Genomic DNA, 15,982 nt, shown 5'->3' with positions numbered 1-15,982 from the left:
CTGCTTGTGAGCGACAGAAGGTACTAATTTCGCCAGTTCTCCGAGCGCATTGCTGGCTCCTTTCACCGAAGCCATTTCCATCCAATGACCGAGCAACATGATATCGACTAAGGTTGCCAGTTCCCAGTAGAAAGAATCTCCCTTCACTCCGAAAGTTACTGCCAGACTATAGACAAACGACACGGTGATAGCTAGCGCAACCAGAGTCATCATGCCGATTTTACTCTGGAGTTCAAACCAAGCTCCCTTCAGGAAAACCCAGCCACCGTAGAAATAAATAATTGTTGAAAAAATGGGAATCACCCACTCGACACCCGAAAACTGGATTGCTTTGTAATTAAACCAATCCTGAAACATTGGCGCAAAGTAAAGCACAGGTAGCGTTAGCACCAAACAGATAAAGAAGCGGCGTTTGAAAATCTCTGGGCTGTGTCCGGCGTGTTTATCGTGCCCAGCGTGTTCATCATGCCCAGCGTGTTCGGCCCGATCGTGACCATTATGGTTGCCATGTGGGTCGGGATTAGACTGATTTCTTTGAGGTGGTCGTTCGTGTTCTTGGTGCCCACCAGATGGAGCTGGTGGGTGTTGTTCGTGTTGACTGTGGTCGTGTCTCATCGATGAATCCTCCTAGTTTGCTGTGATGCCTTGGATCGATGGCAATAGACTTCAGGGCATTCCCGATCGTCGATTAAAGGATTGTCACTAGAATTCTGCGATCCACAAAACCACTGTCAACGCCAAGAATGAGCGCGATGCTAATGACTGGATCGATGCCACAATCCTTACATACCCAGTTTGACTATAAGAAAACAATCTGAGAAACTTATGAGCAAGTTAGAAAAGCTTGTGTTTTAAGGATTATTCGTCAGAATAAGAACACAGGAACGATTAAGGTTCTGTTGGTCTGTTAACAGTCTGAGCATCGCCCGCAGCCGAAATACAGGCACACCCAGCAACTTTAGACTGATGCAGGGCTGCGGCTGCGGCTTGATAAAGAGTCGGTAAATCGGTACCATCATCTGGATATTGAGCGATTCCCCCACTAAAGGCGATCCGAAATTGAGTTCGCTCTGGAGCAACAAATTGTCTGCGCTGGAGTGTGGCGAGTAACTGCGTGAGTCTTTGAATCCCCTCTGCCTTGGTCGTGTCAAACAAAGCGACTACAAATTCGTCGCCCTCCCACCGCGCAATCACTGTATTCTGCCTAAAAGTCTGCCGGAGCAACTGTCCCCACTGCCGCATCACCATGTCGCCAGTACTGTATCCATGACGCTCGTTAATTGCCTTGAGATTGTCTAAGTCCAGAATTGCTAAACAGAGCGGCAGGTTCTGTCTAGCCGCAAGTTGCAGGTATTTATCTAAGTCTTGGGTGGACTTATGGCGATTGGAGAGTTTGGTCAATCGATCGATCTCAGCAGCATTCCGTAGGAGTTCGATCCGCTCTAGGCGATTGATGACGCGACTGACCAATTCTGACCCCGCAATCGGTTTGCTCACAAAGTCATCTGCACCCACCGAATAGACTCGATCGATTGTCTCGATATTGGGATGGGTTGTCAAAAATATAATGGGTAAACTGCCCCATCGCGAGTCGTTGCGGACGATCTGACACAGATCGATCCCACTCAAGATCGGCATATTCATCTCTAGAATCAGCAGATCCGGCGAGCAGGATTCCAGCGTTTCCCAAAATTGTTGTGGATCGTTGAGCGTTGTCACACTCAATCCCCAAGGTTCTAGCAACCCCTTCAAAGTTGCCAAAATCTGAGGATCTCGATCGACCACCATCACTCGTTGCTTGGCAGCTTCAGCTTGTTGCGCCGCTTGAGCGACGGCTTTGAGGACTCGATCCAGGGGTAAAGGTTTGCTTAAAAAACTATGTCCGCCGAGTTGGGCTACTTCTAGTCGATCGGTTAATCGGTCGTGACTGGTGAAAACGAGGACTGGCACTGCCGGAGTCTGATGAGTGAGCTTTGCCAGCAGTTTTAAACTATCTGTAGTGGGATGTGTAATGTCGGGGTCGAGTAGCACGACGTTGGGTGCATCTTGCTCGATTTTTAGTTCGGCTGCGGCAAGAGTCGTCGAGATCGCGCTCCGAAAGCCCCAATTTACTGCTTCATTCATCAACTGTTCGGCTAGTTGTCGATCGGGATCGATAATCAATAACAGTGGCCGCTCATCGGTAAATAGCGGCTGTTGGCGATCGAACAGATCGATCGTTAAGTCGTCCGTTGCTCGATCGATTTCTTGCTGTTCGGATAAGGCATCGAGGATTTGTTGTTGAATTGGTTGAGTCGCTGGTTGATTTGGATCGATTTTCGTCCCGATAGGCTCCGCCAACGAGTCAGCCACAGATGCCAAGGGTTTAAGCCGATAACCCAATCCATACACCGTTTCGATCGCATCTGTGGGAGCACCAGCCCTCCTAAGTTTCTGCCGTAGTCCCTTGATATGAGTTCTGACGGCATCCACATTGGGAGTCTCCTCATACGCCCAGAGTCGATCCAAGATCGTGCTGTAAGTAAAAACGCGGCGACCATTTCGCACGAAAAACTCTAGGATCGCAAACTCCTTGGGACTCAAGAATAGCTGTTGCTCTGCATAAGTGACTTCACGAGTTGCTGGATCGAGCCGCAAATTACCCCACTCCAGCACAGAGTAAAAAGCCGTTCCTTCGCGGCGGAGCAAGGCTCGAATTCGAGCGATCAATTCCTCTGGGTCAAGCGGTTTGGTCATGTAAGCATCGGCACCTGCATCTAGCCCGATCGCTTGGTCGTGACTACTGCCTCGCCCCGTAACCAGCATAATTTGCACTTGATAGCCGTGCGCTCTGATTCTTTGACAGAGGCTGATTCCGTCCAGGTGAGGCAGCGTAATATCGATTAAGAGTAAATCGTATTCATAAACCACAATCAGTTCCCAAGCTGCCTCTCCATCGTTAGCAACTTCAACTGTGTAATTTTCGGTGGCGAGCATACAAGCAAGCACCTCAGCAATTGCTTCGTCATCTTCTACCACCAAAATTTTCATCAGGTTTATTCCTTTATAGGCTAAATACGTTAATTAGATTGAGGGGTTAAGCATACTTTTAACAATAATTGGCGAAGATGAAATTCAGATGAAATGAAGTGCTAATTGTCTAAAATTTGGAAAATATTTGCAAAACGTTAAGCTTTGGATCGCTCATAACTTCCTCATAGTCCGATCGTAATCTGAAAGCATAGAGGAACTTGTTGGTGAAGCCGCCGCTATGCTAAATCGTCCTCTAAATGAGGTCGATTGTTTTAGCAGAAACAATCGAGCCACACTTTCACCCCTTTTTCCTACAAATTATCATTGTCTTTGCACAGTAACTATTTCAGGACTTGTCTGCACCACTAAGGAGGTAATCTCATGACCACAACCACAATGTCATTGAAAACTAGCGCAATTCGGTGGGTGGATGTAATTGAGTATCCCGAAACTGGAGTCAATAGCCAGATCTTGCTGGAAGATGCCAACTGCCGATATATGCTGATGTCGCTGGCGGAGGGAATGCACATCGCCGAACATGCTGCCCCTCATAATGCCACGGTGAATGCGATCGAAGGACAGGGCGTACTGACGCTTGAAGGCAAAGATCTCATGCTAGAAGCGGGTGTTTTTGTTTTTATCCCTGCTACTGCCCTCCATTCTGTAAAAGCAGTGACGAACTTTACCTTTTTATTAACTTTCTCCGAACGAGTTGCCGACGCTCATCATTGACTTTGACATCTTCACTTCATCTAATTCAAGCTTTAATTCGCTCATAAGTTCCTCATAGTCTAAGCGTAGTCTAAAAGATAGAAGACCAAATTGTCCTTTCGATCGGGTGAATTTATGAATAAGAAGTTTTTGGTTTATAGCTTAGTCGGGTTACTTAATAGTTTTACTGTTACTGGATTAGTCTTTACTAACAGCAAACAGGCTCAGTCGTTACCTGCATCGGGAAATTCGCAACAACGGAAATCGGTGCGAGTAGATCGACATTTTATCGAAATGATGATTCCGCATCACCAAGACGCGATCGTCATGGCTGACCTGGCTTTGAGTCGTGGTAGACGATCGGAAGTTAAGGAATTAGCTGCATCGATTAAACAGGAACAAACTCGCGAAATTCAACAGATGCGTACCTGGTACAAACAGTGGTACGGCACAGCAGTCCCCGCACATTCAATGACCGACATGGGCATGATGGGAGATCACCACAATCAAGGGCAGGGCACAGGCTCAAACATGGGTCAGGGCACAGGCTCAGGCATGGGTCAGGGCATGGGTCAAGGTATGGGTCAGGGCATGATGAACATGAAGATGGACATCGATGCACTCAAAACAGCCAAGGACTTTGACAAGGAATTTGTCCGGCAAATGATTCCCCATCATCAAATGGCGGTAATGATGGCTCAGATGGCATCGAAGCGCGCTGCTCATTCACAGATCCGTACTTTAACTAAATCGATCGTCAAATCTCAAAATGCTGAAATTGCCAAAATGCAAGGATGGCAGCAAGCCTGGAATTGACGATCTAGTTTATCTAACAGAGCGATCGTCAATTTCGGTAGCGATCGCAATCTGTTAAACAAGTTCAAATTATCGACCAGTCCTGCTCGGCATTAAAAAGGAAACCAAGTTATGAGCTACTACTTTAGTAAAACTTTGCATACTTCTTTCGATCGAGCTACTGCAAAAGCGATCGAGAGTTTGCAGCAATCAGGGTTTGGTATCCTTACCGAAATTGATGTCCAAGTCACGATGAAGAAGAAACTGGATGTAGATATGCAGAGCTACAAAATTCTGGGTGCTTGCAATCCAGCCTTTGCTTATCAGGCATTGCAAATAGAAGATAAAATCGGCACGATGTTACCTTGCAATGTAGTTGTGCAACAGACAGAAAACGGAGTCGAAATTACAGCGATCGATCCTATCGCATCAATGCAAGCAATTGAAAATACAACACTCAAAGAGATTTCCGAACAGGTAAGAGTCAAGCTCAAGGAAGCGATCGATCGTCTAGAAGATTGAAATTTGTGTCGCGATATCTGACTTACTAAAAGGCTGGAAATTATTTAGTCCTGAAGTTAATAAAACATTCGATCGTCAACTCTCCCGATCGTGACAGAAATTGAGATTTGTTCTATTTGCCAAGAGGTATCTATATGCACCAACATGGTTCATCAAATCAGCCGCAGCCCGACGGTAATGGGCTGCCACCCCGTTTCAGCGTGCCGATTAAAATCGTGCTCCTTGTCTCAGTCGGAATTATTGTGTACTTTTTAGTTACAGAACATTGGGCACATTTAGGCGGCTATTTCCCGCTCTCGTTGCTATTTATCTTTGTAATCATGCACTTATTCATGCACGGTGGACATGGGGGGCATGGCGGTAATAACGGTGACAATCGAAGAATCTCTGGTAGAGAAGATCGACCAAATTGGGGACATGGGGGACATGGTAACAATGACCCACCTCGCTGAAAACGTTATTTGGACGTTAGCAAATCCATTTATTCAATCTATTTAGAGGAATCGAATTATGAATGATATGAATAACGTTCCTACTTATGGATTGTGGGGATTAGTAATTATTAATTCTTTGATATTTATCATCTTTGCCTTGAGTTTCACCAAGCCGCGTAACGCTAGAGATTGGCGATCGTTCGGCGCATTTTCAGCGTTCATCGTGGCGTTATTCACAGAAATGTATGGGTTTCCCTTAACACTGTACCTACTCTCAGGCTGGCTGCAAACCCGCTATCCAGGATTCAACATCTTCTCCCACGATGCCGGACATCTGTGGGGGACATTACTGGGATGGAGAGGCGATCCTCATTGGAATCCGATTCACCTTTTTAGTAGCGTGTTAATTTTTGGAGGACTGTATTACTTAGGCAGTGCTTGGGAAGTTCTCTACAAAGCTCAACGCAGTCATACATTGGCGGTGGCAGGCCCCTATGCCACAATTCGCCATCCGCAGTATGTCGGTTTCATTGTCATCATGTTGGGCTTTTTGTTTCAATGGCCCACTCTGTTGACATTGATTATGTTCCCGATTTTGGTTGCGATGTACATCCATTTAGCACACCAAGAAGAACGCGATGCTTTAGCCGAATTTGGCGAACAGTATACCCGTTATGCCTCCATCACCCCCGCGTTCAACCCGTGGGGTCGTCGCACCACTCCCAGAAAACTAACTCGTTCACAGGAGCCTCATCATGACCCATAGTACTTATCACAGTGAAGAAAATCGAGTGCGTAATTATTCAGTCATGAGATTGAGTGTGCGATCCCTAGTCCTCACCACAACCTTCGTCTACATACTTTGTATGCTGTTTATTGCCTTTGACCCACGAGTTGCAACGATTTTGTTTGGCTATATTCTCCATGCCGATCTAATTAATGTTGTCCGCAGCGTCGGCTGGGGTAGTTTAATTACGGGTCTTTGCATTTGGTCTGTGGGCAACGGATTATATGCGGTATTTATGGCTCGACTTTACAACCGTCTTGTGTCTTGATAAACAAATTCGATCGAGATAGAAATTAAACACAAACCATCATTGAAAGAGGAAACTATGAGCGACCTAATTGTAATTGGCTTTCCAGACGAATTTAAGGCAGATGAAGTATTAATTGCTCTCCGAAGACTCGAACTGGACTATTTAATCGATCTAGAAGATGCAGCAATTGTCTTCAGAAACCAAGACGGTAAAGTCAGAGTTAAACAATCTCAAGAACTTGTCGCTTCTGGTGCATTAAGTGGCGGCTTCTGGGGCTTATTAATCGGCTTGATGTTCCTTGAACCGTTGCTGGGAATTTTTGGCGCAGCCGTGGGTGCCCTTTCTGGTGCCTTAACGGATATCGGTATTGATGACAACTTTATTCGAGAGTTGGGCGATACGATCGAACCCGGCACCTCCGCCCTTTTTATTTTAGTGCGAAAATCGACTCCTGATAAAGTTTTGGACGAATTGAGCAAGTTTGAGGGAAAAGTCCTCCGCACTTCTTTATCCCATGTCGATGAGGCAAAACTTCAGGCGGCTCTTACGAAAAGTGCAGCAGGATAAATCATAACTTCAAGAAATCTCTTGTCAGCGTGAATTGCTCTGATAAGAGATACTATCTTCGCAGAGGAAATACAAATGATATCAAGATCGATCGCAATTCAGCCATCTAATTCACTGCCGCCAAGCCACCGAAAGATTGAAATGGATGTAGCTTTCCAGAGCGTCATGGGCCTTATGATACTTTCGACGATCGCTGCTTTAATTTATGTTTGTATTTACGAGCAAAAGCAGCATTCCTCCAGCTTCAAACTGCCTTTCAATGTTCCATGTCCTCGCTGTCGATATTTTAGCAATAATTCCTATCTCAAGTGTACTCTACACCCAACAACCGCACTGACTGAGCAAGCAGTTGATTGTAGAGATTATTGCCCGCACAGGAAAGAGCAACGGATTGAAAAGGAGAGTACTGCCAGTTGGCGTAACCTCTCTTGGAGGAGCATCGTTCAAAACATTTTTAATAAGTAACCACACCAAAATTTTAACCCGCTGAACATTTATTTTAGATCGTTCTAACAAGAGATTCTATAGTTCGGGAAGGAACGCAAATGGCAGCAAAATCGATAATAACTCAACCATCTACTTCATTTCCGCCAAACCAGCAAGGAATTAAAATTTTTACTGACTCTGACACAGCTTTTGTGATAATTAGCTTTGTGATATTTTGGACGATCGGTATTTTCATCTATGCTTGCATTCCCAAGGGTCGGCAGCGTTTTTCTAACTTCAAGCCTCCTCCCAAAACTCCGTGTTTTCACTGTCGATATTTTAGTGATAATCACTATCTCAAGTGTGCGCTTCATCCAGAAACTGCACTGACTGAGCAAGCAGTTGATTGTAGAGATTACTGTCTAAACAGCAAGACGGAAAGTGTTGAAGAGTTTTGAATCGCTCATAACATCCTCATAATTAGATCGTATTCTAAAAAGGTAGAGTATTACTGCTCCTTTACAACATTCTTCTTAACTAAACCACCCCAATATCAAAATTTAATACAATGAAACTACAATTAAAAGTTCCCAATATGAGCTGTGGTGGTTGTGTCAGCACCATCACTGACGCGATTAAAACAGTTGATGCTAATGCCACTGTTCAGGCCGATCCGCAAACTAAGACTGTATCGGTAGAAACTCAATCTCCTGAAGCAACAATTAAGGCAGCAATGACCAAGGCTGGCTATCGCCCTAGTTAGGCTGTTGTAATTGGCTTTGAGTTCAATTTCAGAGCCGATTACTGGATATCAAAGTCTCAGGCTACAGGCACTATTCCCTGCTTCGTTCGTAAAGCGTCGGCTCTGCCGAAGCGTGGCTACGCCAACGCCTAAAGATGTTTACCCTGCGAGGAACTCTTTTATGAAACCAGACTACCTGATTATCGGCAGTGGTTTATCAGCATTGACCTTTGGTGCTCTGATGGCAAACTCTGGTAAGACCGTGCAAATCCTCGAAGCTCACGAGCATCCAGGCGGCTTTGGGCACACATTTACGATGGCTAAAAAGTATACGTTTAACGCTCAATTTCACTACGTTTGGAGCTGTGGTGAAGGGCAAACTGTCAACCAAGTACTCAAAAAACTGGACTTAGATAAGGAAGTAACTTTTGAACGTTACGATCCAAATGGTTTCGACCATATGCGAATGCCCGGTTATAAAATGGATATTCCATCAGAACCAGCCGAACTGATCCAGCGATTATCCGCGCTGTTTCCGGCACATGGCGATAAGATTAGCCAATTTGTGAATGAAGTCGAGAAAACTGGTGCAGGCTTAAAAATAGTTGCTCCGCCGATCGATCCGATCGAACTACTCAAGCATCCCCAAGCAGCGTTCAGTGCCATCTCAAACGTCAATAGTACGCTTCAAGATGTATTTGACAAATTCCAGCTTCCCCAAGCTGCACAGACCCTTTTAGCTTTACAATGGCTGGACTTTTTACTACCACCAAATCAACTCTCCTTCTTTGCTTGGGTCGCATTGTTCAGGGGTTATCAAGCCGGGGCATTTTACCCAACTCAGCATTTTGAGGATGTAATTAATTCGTTGGTTAAGGTCATCGAATCACATGGGGGAGAAGTACTGCTCAACCATGAAGTCACGAATTTTAGACTCACAGATAAAACGGTGACGGGAGTTGAGGCGATGGATCTCACCACCCATCAAACCGCTGAATTTACGGGCGATACGGTGATTTGCAATATCGATCCTCAACGAGCCGCGAAGATGATTGGTGAGGAAAAGTTCTCCCAAAAGGTGCGCCGAAAACTCGACTATGAATATTCGGCATCCAACTACATGGCGTATTGTGTTGTCAAAGATCTCGACCTCCGCGACTATGGGTTTGGCAAGTGGAATCTGTCGCATACAGGACATGAAGATCTGAATGAAGCCTTCGCGCAAATGTACGATCGTCATGACTTTTCTAATCCAAGTTTTGCCATCACCACACCCACTTTGATGACAACAGCGAGTCGGGATTGCCCAGAGGATTGCCAGATTGTCGAATTCCTCACCGTCGCTAACTATGACTACTTTAAACAATTGCGGGAGAGCGATCCCAAAGCTTACAGGCAGAAAAAGCAAGAGATTTTAGATTCGATCCTCGATGTTGTGGAAAAACATTATGTACCGAATTTCAGGCAACACATGGTCTTCGATATTACAGGTAGTCCGACTACCAATGAACGCTATTGCTGGTGTCCTGAAGGGAATTCCTATGGTTCCATTCTGACCCCCCGCAATGTCGGTTTAGGGCGATTGAATCACGAAACTTCTCTCAACCAGTTCTATTTCTGTAATGCCTCATCTGGCTATCCAGGCTTTGCTGGCACAGTTTGGACGGGAGCAATACTGTATCAACGATTATCCGGTGACGTGATTTTAGACGACAACTAAGGAACGATCGCACATTACTTACATTCATCAATTTAGGAGTCAACTATGAGAATTGCTGTAATTGGAAGTGGAGCCAGTGGCATGGCTACAGCCTATCTACTTGATAAACAGGGGCATCATGTCACCGTGTTTGAACGACAGCCCATCCTCGGCGGACACATTCGGACACTGAACAAGAACGTCAAACCCAATCAGTCCGCTTGCGATGAGGTATTGGAAGCTGGAGTGCTCGAATTTCCAACTGTGTTTTACAACTTTATCGCGCTGATGCAAGATCTAGATGTAGAAATAGAACCCGTCAATATTGGTTCGGCGATGTTTCTCAAAGATGGCAACCACTTTCTATCGGCAGTAACGATCGAAAAGAACTTCGCAGGTCTACACGGGCTGATCGAAAAGTTACGCCTCGATGCCATCTATGCCCGTTCCGTTGGATTGTGGTTGAGAACGCAATTTGCTAACTTGCCAGATCTCGCAAATCGGCCGCTGTCGGCATACTTAAACGGCTTTGAGATCCGCGACACTTGGCTGAAGCTGGTGGTGATGTATAGCTATTCGATCCCATTTGAACTGATTGATGATTTTCCAGCAGAGTTGGCGATTCCGACTTTACGCGACTATCTGGCGGTCAACTGGGTCAGGGTTAAGGGTGGCGTTTATACTTATATTGAAAAAATCCTGGAGCGATTTAAGGGTGAGATCGTGCTGAATGTTGAGATCGATCGAATTGTCCGAAGTCCTGATGGTGTCAAAATCATGCGCTCTACAGGTGAAATTCAGGAGTTCGATAAAGTGGTGTTCGCTACGCCCCCCGACCAAGTGATGGCGTTATTAGCCGACCCGACGGAGGCTGAAACTAAACGGTTTTCCGCCTGGAAAGCTAACTATGTGACGACCATAGTTCATCGAGATACCTCCATCTACGCCCGTCACGGCATTACCCAACCCTCAGAATTTGATTTTTTTCAAAAGCCAGATGGTCGCTGGGGTTATAACGGCTGTCTAAATCAGCTTTGTGGAATTACAACACCAGCGCATAATTTTTTATCGTTCCAACTAGAGGAGTTAATCGCACCAGATCGCATGATCCACACTGAGGAACACCATACCCCAATGTATACCATTGAATCTTTTCGATATCGGAATGAAGTGGTTGCCACTAACGGCGAAAATCACACCTATCATGCGGGAGCTTATCTGGGGGATGGCTTGCATGAAGGAGCGATCGCCTCTGCTTTTCGAGTCGCTCAACTGGTCGGTTCAGCCTTAGTTCTATCCCATTGATTAAATCGATCGTGAATAATAAATAAGGTGGACATTTGCCCACCTTATTAGTTATTTTAGTTTAGCTAAAGCCTAATTATTAGCGTCAAACTCACGAAAGGTATGATAAAATTCATTCTGTTCCTAGAGATGACATTTATCGGTAATATCTTTCATCATTTCCCAAGTGAACTTACGTTCTTTGATATATTCACCCCAGTTCGCTTTGACGATGGCGTGAGCTTGCCGTAGTCGGTAAGAAGGTACCAAGGCGCAAAAGCGATTGCTGCCATCCCTAGCGTCACTGCGACGATTGTTTTGATGACTTCACTCTTTAGCAAAAACTTCTTTTGGTAAAGATTGGACGATATGTTTGAGTTTGAGATTCGGGGACAGTACGGTGGCTGGATGACGTTGGCGAAGCCTCTTCTGTGGAGAATCGATCGATAATGTCATGTAGCGGTTTAGATCTCCAAGGAGTATGGCTAAAGCCCCGTTGCTGCTACTGCCGATCGGACACCGTATCGATAAAGTGGTGGAAATACTCCTATAGGTCGAGAACTACTAAAAATAAGAAATTAAAATTCATCGATCGAGTGATTTTTTATATAATTTTAATTAACTCGATCTAGGATAAGTTTCAAAAGATCGACCGCGACTTTTTTTGAACTGATAAATCGCCAATACATCAACCTCATAAGTTATTCATATTTTTAACCTAAAATGGAAAGTAATCGCTTTGCTCGATCGAACAATCATCCAAGTTTTACTAAAGAGTGAAGTCATCGACAACAATGTTGTATCGCCGCGTAACGGTCGATCGTCAGTTCGTAAATATCAGTAATTAAAGGAGTCATGATGAACATACTAATGGTACTGACCTCACACGACCAGCTTGGTAATACGGGCAAAAAAACGGGTTTCTGGCTCGAAGAATTTGCCGCTCCCTACTACACGTTTAAAGACGCAGGTGCGACGATTACGCTAGCTTCACCGCGTGGTGGGCAGCCACCGCTCGACCCTAAGAGCGATACCCCAGATGCTCAAACAAAGGACACGCAACGCTTCAAGGCAGATTCCGCCGCTCAAACTGCGCTTGCACACACACTCAAATTAAGCGAGGTTGCTGCTGGTGATTTCGATGCAGTGTTTTACCCTGGCGGACATGGCCCATTGTGGGACTTGGCTGAAGATCCAGTCTCGATCGCCCTCATCGAAGCCACGCTAGCAGCGGGTAAACCAGTTGCCTTAGTTTGTCATGCTCCAGGCGTACTCCGTGATGTAAAGACTCTTGACGGCTCTCCCATCGTCCAAGGTAAGGCAGTCACAGGCTTTACCAATACCGAGGAGCAGGCAGCCGGATTGACCGAAATCGTTCCGTTCCTAGTCGAGGATATGCTCGTGCAAAATGGTGGGCATTATTCCAAAGTAGCCGACTGGCAGCCCTATGTCCTCAAAGATGGTCTGCTGATTACCGGACAAAACCCCGCATCTTCTAAGCCAGCCGCCAAGGAACTACTCGAACAGCTCAGTTTGCTTACCACCGTTAAATAATCTTCAGATCCTAATTTATAAGGATAACTTGTCAATCAACCTTCGGGATGAAAATGTAAGTGATGGTGCGGACTTTGGGGAGTTAGAGTGGGTGAATGTGCGTGTGAATGTTGTTCCTCATCGTGAAGATGCTCGTGTTCGTGCCACAGTCCACCTTGTAGATCGGTGAGTTTCCAAGGCTTGAAAGCTAGATACACAAGGACTAATAATCCAGCACCGATTAAGCTAGTGTAGAAAAAATTATGCGTTGGCGAATTGCTACCCATCCAACCCGCTAGTGGATAAGCTAATGCCCACCATAGATGACTCCAGGCAAAATGGGCACCGTAAACTCGTCCCTGCACTTCAACTGCAACTCGATCGGCTATTAACGTCTGAGTGGGCACATTTACCAGCGTTTGTCCGATACCCGCGATCGCCCACAGTACCAGTAATCCGCCCAGATTCACGAGATTTGCAGGTAACAAAGCCAACGTAATCAGCACGGCTCCGATACTCGTCAATAAGATGGGGCTAACTTTCTGCTGGAAATTACCCAACCCAATCGACGCTACTGTTGCCCCGATCCCAAATGCCGCCATTACCCAGCCATATTCAATCTTGCCAAAATGGAGTACGCCTTGAACATAACCGACTGTATTCACGAGAATTTCTGCCCCCGCGATCGCGGCAACTAATTGAAGTATCAGTGCATAACGAATCGGCGGATCGGCGAACAGACAAACCGTACCCAGCCGAATATCTTCTAGAGTTCTGTTAACGGTTCTAGCTGTCTTTTGGTGCTGATTCACCATCAGTTGTCCAGGTAGCGTCACGATGAGGATAGTGGCAATTAAAAAGGTGATGCCATCGAGAAAAAACACTTGTCTGGTACCCACAAATGCTGCGATACTACCAGCTAAACCAGGGCCTAATACGCCTAAAAGCTGATAGGTGGCACTAGATAACGCGATCGCCCCAGATCGTTCTGCTTCCGTCGTTACCAGTGGAATAGTGGCAGTGTAAGTCGGCGCAAAGAACGCATAAAACACATTGAGCGACAGCACGATCGCATAAATTTGCCAGATCTGAGTGACAAACGGCAACAGACAGATAATAACCATTCGTGCCAAGTGAGTTGTTACCATTAATCGTTTGCGATCGACCCGATCTGCAACTGCCCCAGCCAGGGGAGACAGCACCACAAACGCCGTCACCCGCAAGGTGAGTGCCCCAGCTAAAACCGTTCCCGCCTGTTCTCCGGCTAACTCAAACGCCAACAATGCCAACCCTACCCAAGTCAGCGAGTCTCCTACAAGATTGATAGTCTGAGCCAGATACAGTCTGGCAAAGAGCGGATTCTTCAATCCTTGCAGCCATTGAGGAAGTTGTTTCATCTGTTTTTAGTTGTTGATTTTTTAGAACAATTCTGGAAGAAATCTAGGATGACACCGCAACTTTTTTTCGTTAGCGGACTCGGACAGAGTGTAGTCGAAGTAGAGAGTTAGCGACACCTTAACGGTTGTACGCGATTACTCAATCTATAACTCGATCGAGTTGCACAACTGGTGGCAATCCTCCGTCGTGTCAAATGCCAAATAACTTATGCTAAATTCATCAGAAAAGTTAGCGGGTTTAATCGGATTTCAAACAAATAGCTATCAAAGCTTCGATCTATCTAGATCGAAGCTTTAAATGTTGCTCAAATTATTCAACTATTTTCGTTCGTTCTCAACCTAACCATAGAATTATTAGTAAAAACAATCGACCTGTGATTATTTGATTCTCCACAGGAGAGGCTACGCCAACGATTATTCTCACTAAGGAATGAGAACTAACTATTTTTGGATAATCTCGGTATATTCACCTTTAGTTTTCAGCGTAATAGTCACTGGACTGCTTGTCCGATTGCGCCAAAACCAGCCGTGGGAGCCATCAAATGCAGCGACAAGTTCCCCTGTTTTATTTTGCTCTGCGCCTTTGCTATATTTGTGGTAATCGATCTTGAGTTTTTTAGAATCGGCATGGACATCATAATTGACTTTGCCGCCACTGCTAACCCAAGTGTATTGGACTTTATTGCCTTTACTCATATCTAGCTTGACTTCTTTTCCTTCATTGGGAGCCAATGTAACCTGTGTTTCATGACTTAACATACCTGCTGCTAGCTGCGTCGGTGCTGGTGCCGCAATCGCATTGGCTTCACCCTGTTTGGGCTTGGTATCGATAACAGAATTATCAGGTTGTGCTATAGCTTCTTGCTGGGCTGGTTTAGCCTCAGTTTGTTGTTGAGCCTCTTCCTTTGCCAGTGAGACTCTAATCTCACCCATTTTCTTCAAGCCAATGATATTACCGATGCCAGTGGGATCGATGCCGTATTCAGCGGGCATGACGACGGTTACAAGTAATACTGCTGCTGTCGCTGCGGCAATCGCCGTCGATTTAATCAGCTTGGCTGTTGATGGTAACTCTCTATCGGTAGGTATATTAGTATTTTCCACGATCGTTATGTGCTTTAGTTTAGTTTTAAGATGCGAAATAACCAGTCATCTGGTATCCCATCAGCAGGAATCCCAGCATCATCAACAAGACATTGGCGTTGTAGGCATGGCGGAGAAAACTCTTCGATTTGCGCCAATAAGAGATGGCAATTAAAATTACCCCCAGTGCTAAAAGCTGCCCGACCTCAACGCCGATATTAAAGAAGATCAGATTGAATAATAATCCATCGGAAGGTAGGTCGTATTCGAGAATTTTGGTCGCCAAGCCAAAACCATGAAACAATCCAAAGACCAGCGTCGCCACTTTCGGATTTGGTTGAAAACCAAACCACCGCTGGAAGGCACCCATGTTATCCAGGGCTTTATAAACAATTGAAAACCCAATAATGGTATCGATAATATAGGCATTGATGCCGATTTTGAACAATACGCCAGAGAGCAGGGTAATTACATGCCCCACGGCAAACAAGGTGACGTACTTGGCGACATCTTCGCGCCGATATAGATAAAAGATTACCCCAAATAAAAATAACAGATGATCGTAGCCCGTCATCATGTGTTTGGCACCCAGATAGATAAAGGGGATGGGCAGCACGCCCGTACTTTCCTGGATGTAGCCCTTATCGCCAGAAGTTACACCGTGGGCGATCGCTTCGGGACTAAGGCCCAAAATTGTTGCTAAAATCATTGCCAAGCCCATTAAGGCAAGGAAATATTTC

The 15,982-nt window shown here is 45.5% G+C and carries 18 protein-coding genes and 1 pseudogene; 12 read left to right on the top strand and 7 right to left on the bottom strand.

Going from position 1 to position 15,982, the window contains the following annotated elements; genetic code table 11:
• Positions 1-615 (bottom strand): annotated as a pseudogene (locus tag ACEW9J_RS10805) (heavy metal translocating P-type ATPase); the annotation flags it as partial.
• A 273-nt stretch (positions 616-888) separates the two neighbouring features.
• Positions 889-3,030, bottom strand: a complete 2,142-nt coding sequence (locus tag ACEW9J_RS10800; RefSeq protein WP_373545123.1) for a response regulator — start codon at positions 3,028-3,030, stop codon at positions 889-891.
• A gap of 363 nt (positions 3,031-3,393) precedes the next feature.
• On the opposite strand from ACEW9J_RS10800, the gene ACEW9J_RS10795 reads away from it, so the two are divergent.
• From ACEW9J_RS10795 to ACEW9J_RS10745, 11 genes are all read left to right on the top strand, one after another.
• Complete coding sequence (locus ACEW9J_RS10795) at positions 3,394-3,744, top strand: cupin domain-containing protein (protein ID WP_373545122.1); 351 nt, start codon at positions 3,394-3,396, stop codon at positions 3,742-3,744.
• A gap of 114 nt (positions 3,745-3,858) precedes the next feature.
• A complete protein-coding gene (locus tag ACEW9J_RS10790) occupies positions 3,859-4,539 on the top strand; it encodes a DUF305 domain-containing protein (RefSeq protein ID WP_373545121.1) in 681 nt (226 codons plus the stop codon).
• 111 nt (positions 4,540-4,650) lie between these two features.
• On the top strand, positions 4,651-5,040 hold the full coding sequence (locus ACEW9J_RS10785) for a DUF302 domain-containing protein (protein WP_373545120.1): 390 nt from the start codon (positions 4,651-4,653) through the stop codon (positions 5,038-5,040).
• A 134-nt stretch (positions 5,041-5,174) separates the two neighbouring features.
• Positions 5,175-5,492 (top strand): DUF2933 domain-containing protein, encoded by a 318-nt coding sequence (locus tag ACEW9J_RS10780; protein WP_373545119.1) that lies wholly within the window; start codon positions 5,175-5,177, stop codon positions 5,490-5,492.
• 67 nt (positions 5,493-5,559) lie between these two features.
• Positions 5,560-6,240, top strand: coding sequence for an isoprenylcysteine carboxylmethyltransferase family protein (locus tag ACEW9J_RS10775; RefSeq protein ID WP_373545127.1), 681 nt, complete (start codon positions 5,560-5,562; stop codon positions 6,238-6,240).
• Positions 6,230-6,529 (top strand): DUF5676 family membrane protein, encoded by a 300-nt coding sequence (locus ACEW9J_RS10770; RefSeq protein ID WP_373545118.1) that lies wholly within the window; start codon positions 6,230-6,232, stop codon positions 6,527-6,529. Before ACEW9J_RS10775 ends, ACEW9J_RS10770 begins: the two co-directional genes overlap by 11 nt.
• Before the next feature lie 57 nt (positions 6,530-6,586).
• A complete protein-coding gene (locus ACEW9J_RS10765; protein ID WP_373545117.1) occupies positions 6,587-7,078 on the top strand; it encodes a DUF1269 domain-containing protein in 492 nt (163 codons plus the stop codon).
• Between the two features lie 545 nt (positions 7,079-7,623).
• The gene (locus ACEW9J_RS10760) at positions 7,624-7,962 is read left to right on the top strand and encodes a hypothetical protein (RefSeq protein ID WP_373545116.1); all 339 of its coding nucleotides are present in this window, start codon (positions 7,624-7,626) and stop codon (positions 7,960-7,962) included.
• A 110-nt stretch (positions 7,963-8,072) separates the two neighbouring features.
• On the top strand, positions 8,073-8,267 hold the full coding sequence (locus ACEW9J_RS10755; RefSeq protein ID WP_310421775.1) for a heavy-metal-associated domain-containing protein: 195 nt from the start codon (positions 8,073-8,075) through the stop codon (positions 8,265-8,267).
• 160 nt (positions 8,268-8,427) lie between these two features.
• Complete coding sequence (locus tag ACEW9J_RS10750; protein WP_373545115.1) at positions 8,428-9,966, top strand: phytoene desaturase family protein; 1,539 nt, start codon at positions 8,428-8,430, stop codon at positions 9,964-9,966.
• A 45-nt stretch (positions 9,967-10,011) separates the two neighbouring features.
• Positions 10,012-11,250, top strand: coding sequence for an FAD-dependent oxidoreductase (locus ACEW9J_RS10745; protein WP_373545114.1), 1,239 nt, complete (start codon positions 10,012-10,014; stop codon positions 11,248-11,250).
• A 123-nt stretch (positions 11,251-11,373) separates the two neighbouring features.
• On the opposite strand, the gene ACEW9J_RS10740 is transcribed toward ACEW9J_RS10745, so the two are convergent.
• Positions 11,374-11,499 carry a hypothetical protein gene (locus tag ACEW9J_RS10740; protein WP_373545113.1) on the bottom strand — a complete coding sequence of 42 codons (126 nt, stop codon included), beginning with the start codon at positions 11,497-11,499 and terminating at the stop codon, positions 11,374-11,376.
• A 57-nt stretch (positions 11,500-11,556) separates the two neighbouring features.
• Positions 11,557-11,685 (bottom strand): hypothetical protein, encoded by a 129-nt coding sequence (locus ACEW9J_RS10735; RefSeq protein ID WP_373545112.1) that lies wholly within the window; start codon positions 11,683-11,685, stop codon positions 11,557-11,559.
• A gap of 402 nt (positions 11,686-12,087) precedes the next feature.
• Here ACEW9J_RS10735 and ACEW9J_RS10730 point away from each other — a divergent pair, with 402 nt between their 5' ends.
• Entirely contained in the window at positions 12,088-12,783 is a 696-nt protein-coding gene (locus ACEW9J_RS10730; RefSeq protein WP_373545126.1) for a type 1 glutamine amidotransferase domain-containing protein, read from the top strand.
• 35 nt (positions 12,784-12,818) lie between these two features.
• Here the strand turns inward: ACEW9J_RS10730 and ACEW9J_RS10725 are convergent, their stop codons facing one another.
• The 3 genes from ACEW9J_RS10725 to ACEW9J_RS10715 form a co-directional block, all read right to left on the bottom strand.
• Positions 12,819-14,159 carry an MFS transporter gene (locus ACEW9J_RS10725; RefSeq protein WP_373545111.1) on the bottom strand — a complete coding sequence of 447 codons (1,341 nt, stop codon included), beginning with the start codon at positions 14,157-14,159 and terminating at the stop codon, positions 12,819-12,821.
• Between the two features lie 441 nt (positions 14,160-14,600).
• Positions 14,601-15,263 carry a transmembrane anchor protein gene (locus tag ACEW9J_RS10720; protein ID WP_373545110.1) on the bottom strand — a complete coding sequence of 221 codons (663 nt, stop codon included), beginning with the start codon at positions 15,261-15,263 and terminating at the stop codon, positions 14,601-14,603.
• Between the two features lie 25 nt (positions 15,264-15,288).
• Positions 15,289-15,963 (bottom strand): HupE/UreJ family protein, encoded by a 675-nt coding sequence (locus tag ACEW9J_RS10715; RefSeq protein WP_373545125.1) that lies wholly within the window; start codon positions 15,961-15,963, stop codon positions 15,289-15,291.
• Positions 15,964-15,982 lie beyond the last annotated feature (19 nt).

The organism is Chamaesiphon sp. (assembly GCF_041737865.1).
Classification (GTDB): Bacteria; Cyanobacteriota; Cyanobacteriia; order Cyanobacteriales; family Chamaesiphonaceae; genus Chamaesiphon.
Note: the sequence above shows the minus strand (reverse complement) of the source record. Positions and strands in the feature narration are given on the sequence as shown.

What these genes read in the sequence shown, in the direction of transcription:
- ACEW9J_RS10800 (WP_373545123.1), bottom strand. Translation starts at nt 3,030, where the DNA reads ATGAAAATTTTGGTGGTAGAAGATGACGAAGCAATTGCTGAGGTGCTT.
- ACEW9J_RS10795 (WP_373545122.1), top strand. Translation starts at nt 3,394, where the DNA reads ATGACCACAACCACAATGTCATTGAAAACTAGCGCAATTCGGTGGGTG.
- ACEW9J_RS10790 (WP_373545121.1), top strand. Translation starts at nt 3,859, where the DNA reads ATGAATAAGAAGTTTTTGGTTTATAGCTTAGTCGGGTTACTTAATAGT.
- ACEW9J_RS10785 (WP_373545120.1), top strand. Translation starts at nt 4,651, where the DNA reads ATGAGCTACTACTTTAGTAAAACTTTGCATACTTCTTTCGATCGAGCT.
- ACEW9J_RS10780 (WP_373545119.1), top strand. Translation starts at nt 5,175, where the DNA reads ATGCACCAACATGGTTCATCAAATCAGCCGCAGCCCGACGGTAATGGG.
- ACEW9J_RS10775 (WP_373545127.1), top strand. Translation starts at nt 5,560, where the DNA reads ATGAATAACGTTCCTACTTATGGATTGTGGGGATTAGTAATTATTAAT.
- ACEW9J_RS10770 (WP_373545118.1), top strand. Translation starts at nt 6,230, where the DNA reads ATGACCCATAGTACTTATCACAGTGAAGAAAATCGAGTGCGTAATTAT.
- ACEW9J_RS10765 (WP_373545117.1), top strand. Translation starts at nt 6,587, where the DNA reads ATGAGCGACCTAATTGTAATTGGCTTTCCAGACGAATTTAAGGCAGAT.
- ACEW9J_RS10760 (WP_373545116.1), top strand. Translation starts at nt 7,624, where the DNA reads ATGGCAGCAAAATCGATAATAACTCAACCATCTACTTCATTTCCGCCA.
- ACEW9J_RS10755 (WP_310421775.1), top strand. Translation starts at nt 8,073, where the DNA reads ATGAAACTACAATTAAAAGTTCCCAATATGAGCTGTGGTGGTTGTGTC.
- ACEW9J_RS10750 (WP_373545115.1), top strand. Translation starts at nt 8,428, where the DNA reads ATGAAACCAGACTACCTGATTATCGGCAGTGGTTTATCAGCATTGACC.
- ACEW9J_RS10745 (WP_373545114.1), top strand. Translation starts at nt 10,012, where the DNA reads ATGAGAATTGCTGTAATTGGAAGTGGAGCCAGTGGCATGGCTACAGCC.
- ACEW9J_RS10735 (WP_373545112.1), bottom strand. Translation starts at nt 11,685, where the DNA reads ATGACATTATCGATCGATTCTCCACAGAAGAGGCTTCGCCAACGTCAT.
- ACEW9J_RS10730 (WP_373545126.1), top strand. Translation starts at nt 12,088, where the DNA reads ATGAACATACTAATGGTACTGACCTCACACGACCAGCTTGGTAATACG.
- ACEW9J_RS10725 (WP_373545111.1), bottom strand. Translation starts at nt 14,159, where the DNA reads ATGAAACAACTTCCTCAATGGCTGCAAGGATTGAAGAATCCGCTCTTT.
- ACEW9J_RS10715 (WP_373545125.1), bottom strand. Translation starts at nt 15,963, where the DNA reads ATGGGCTTGGCAATGATTTTAGCAACAATTTTGGGCCTTAGTCCCGAA.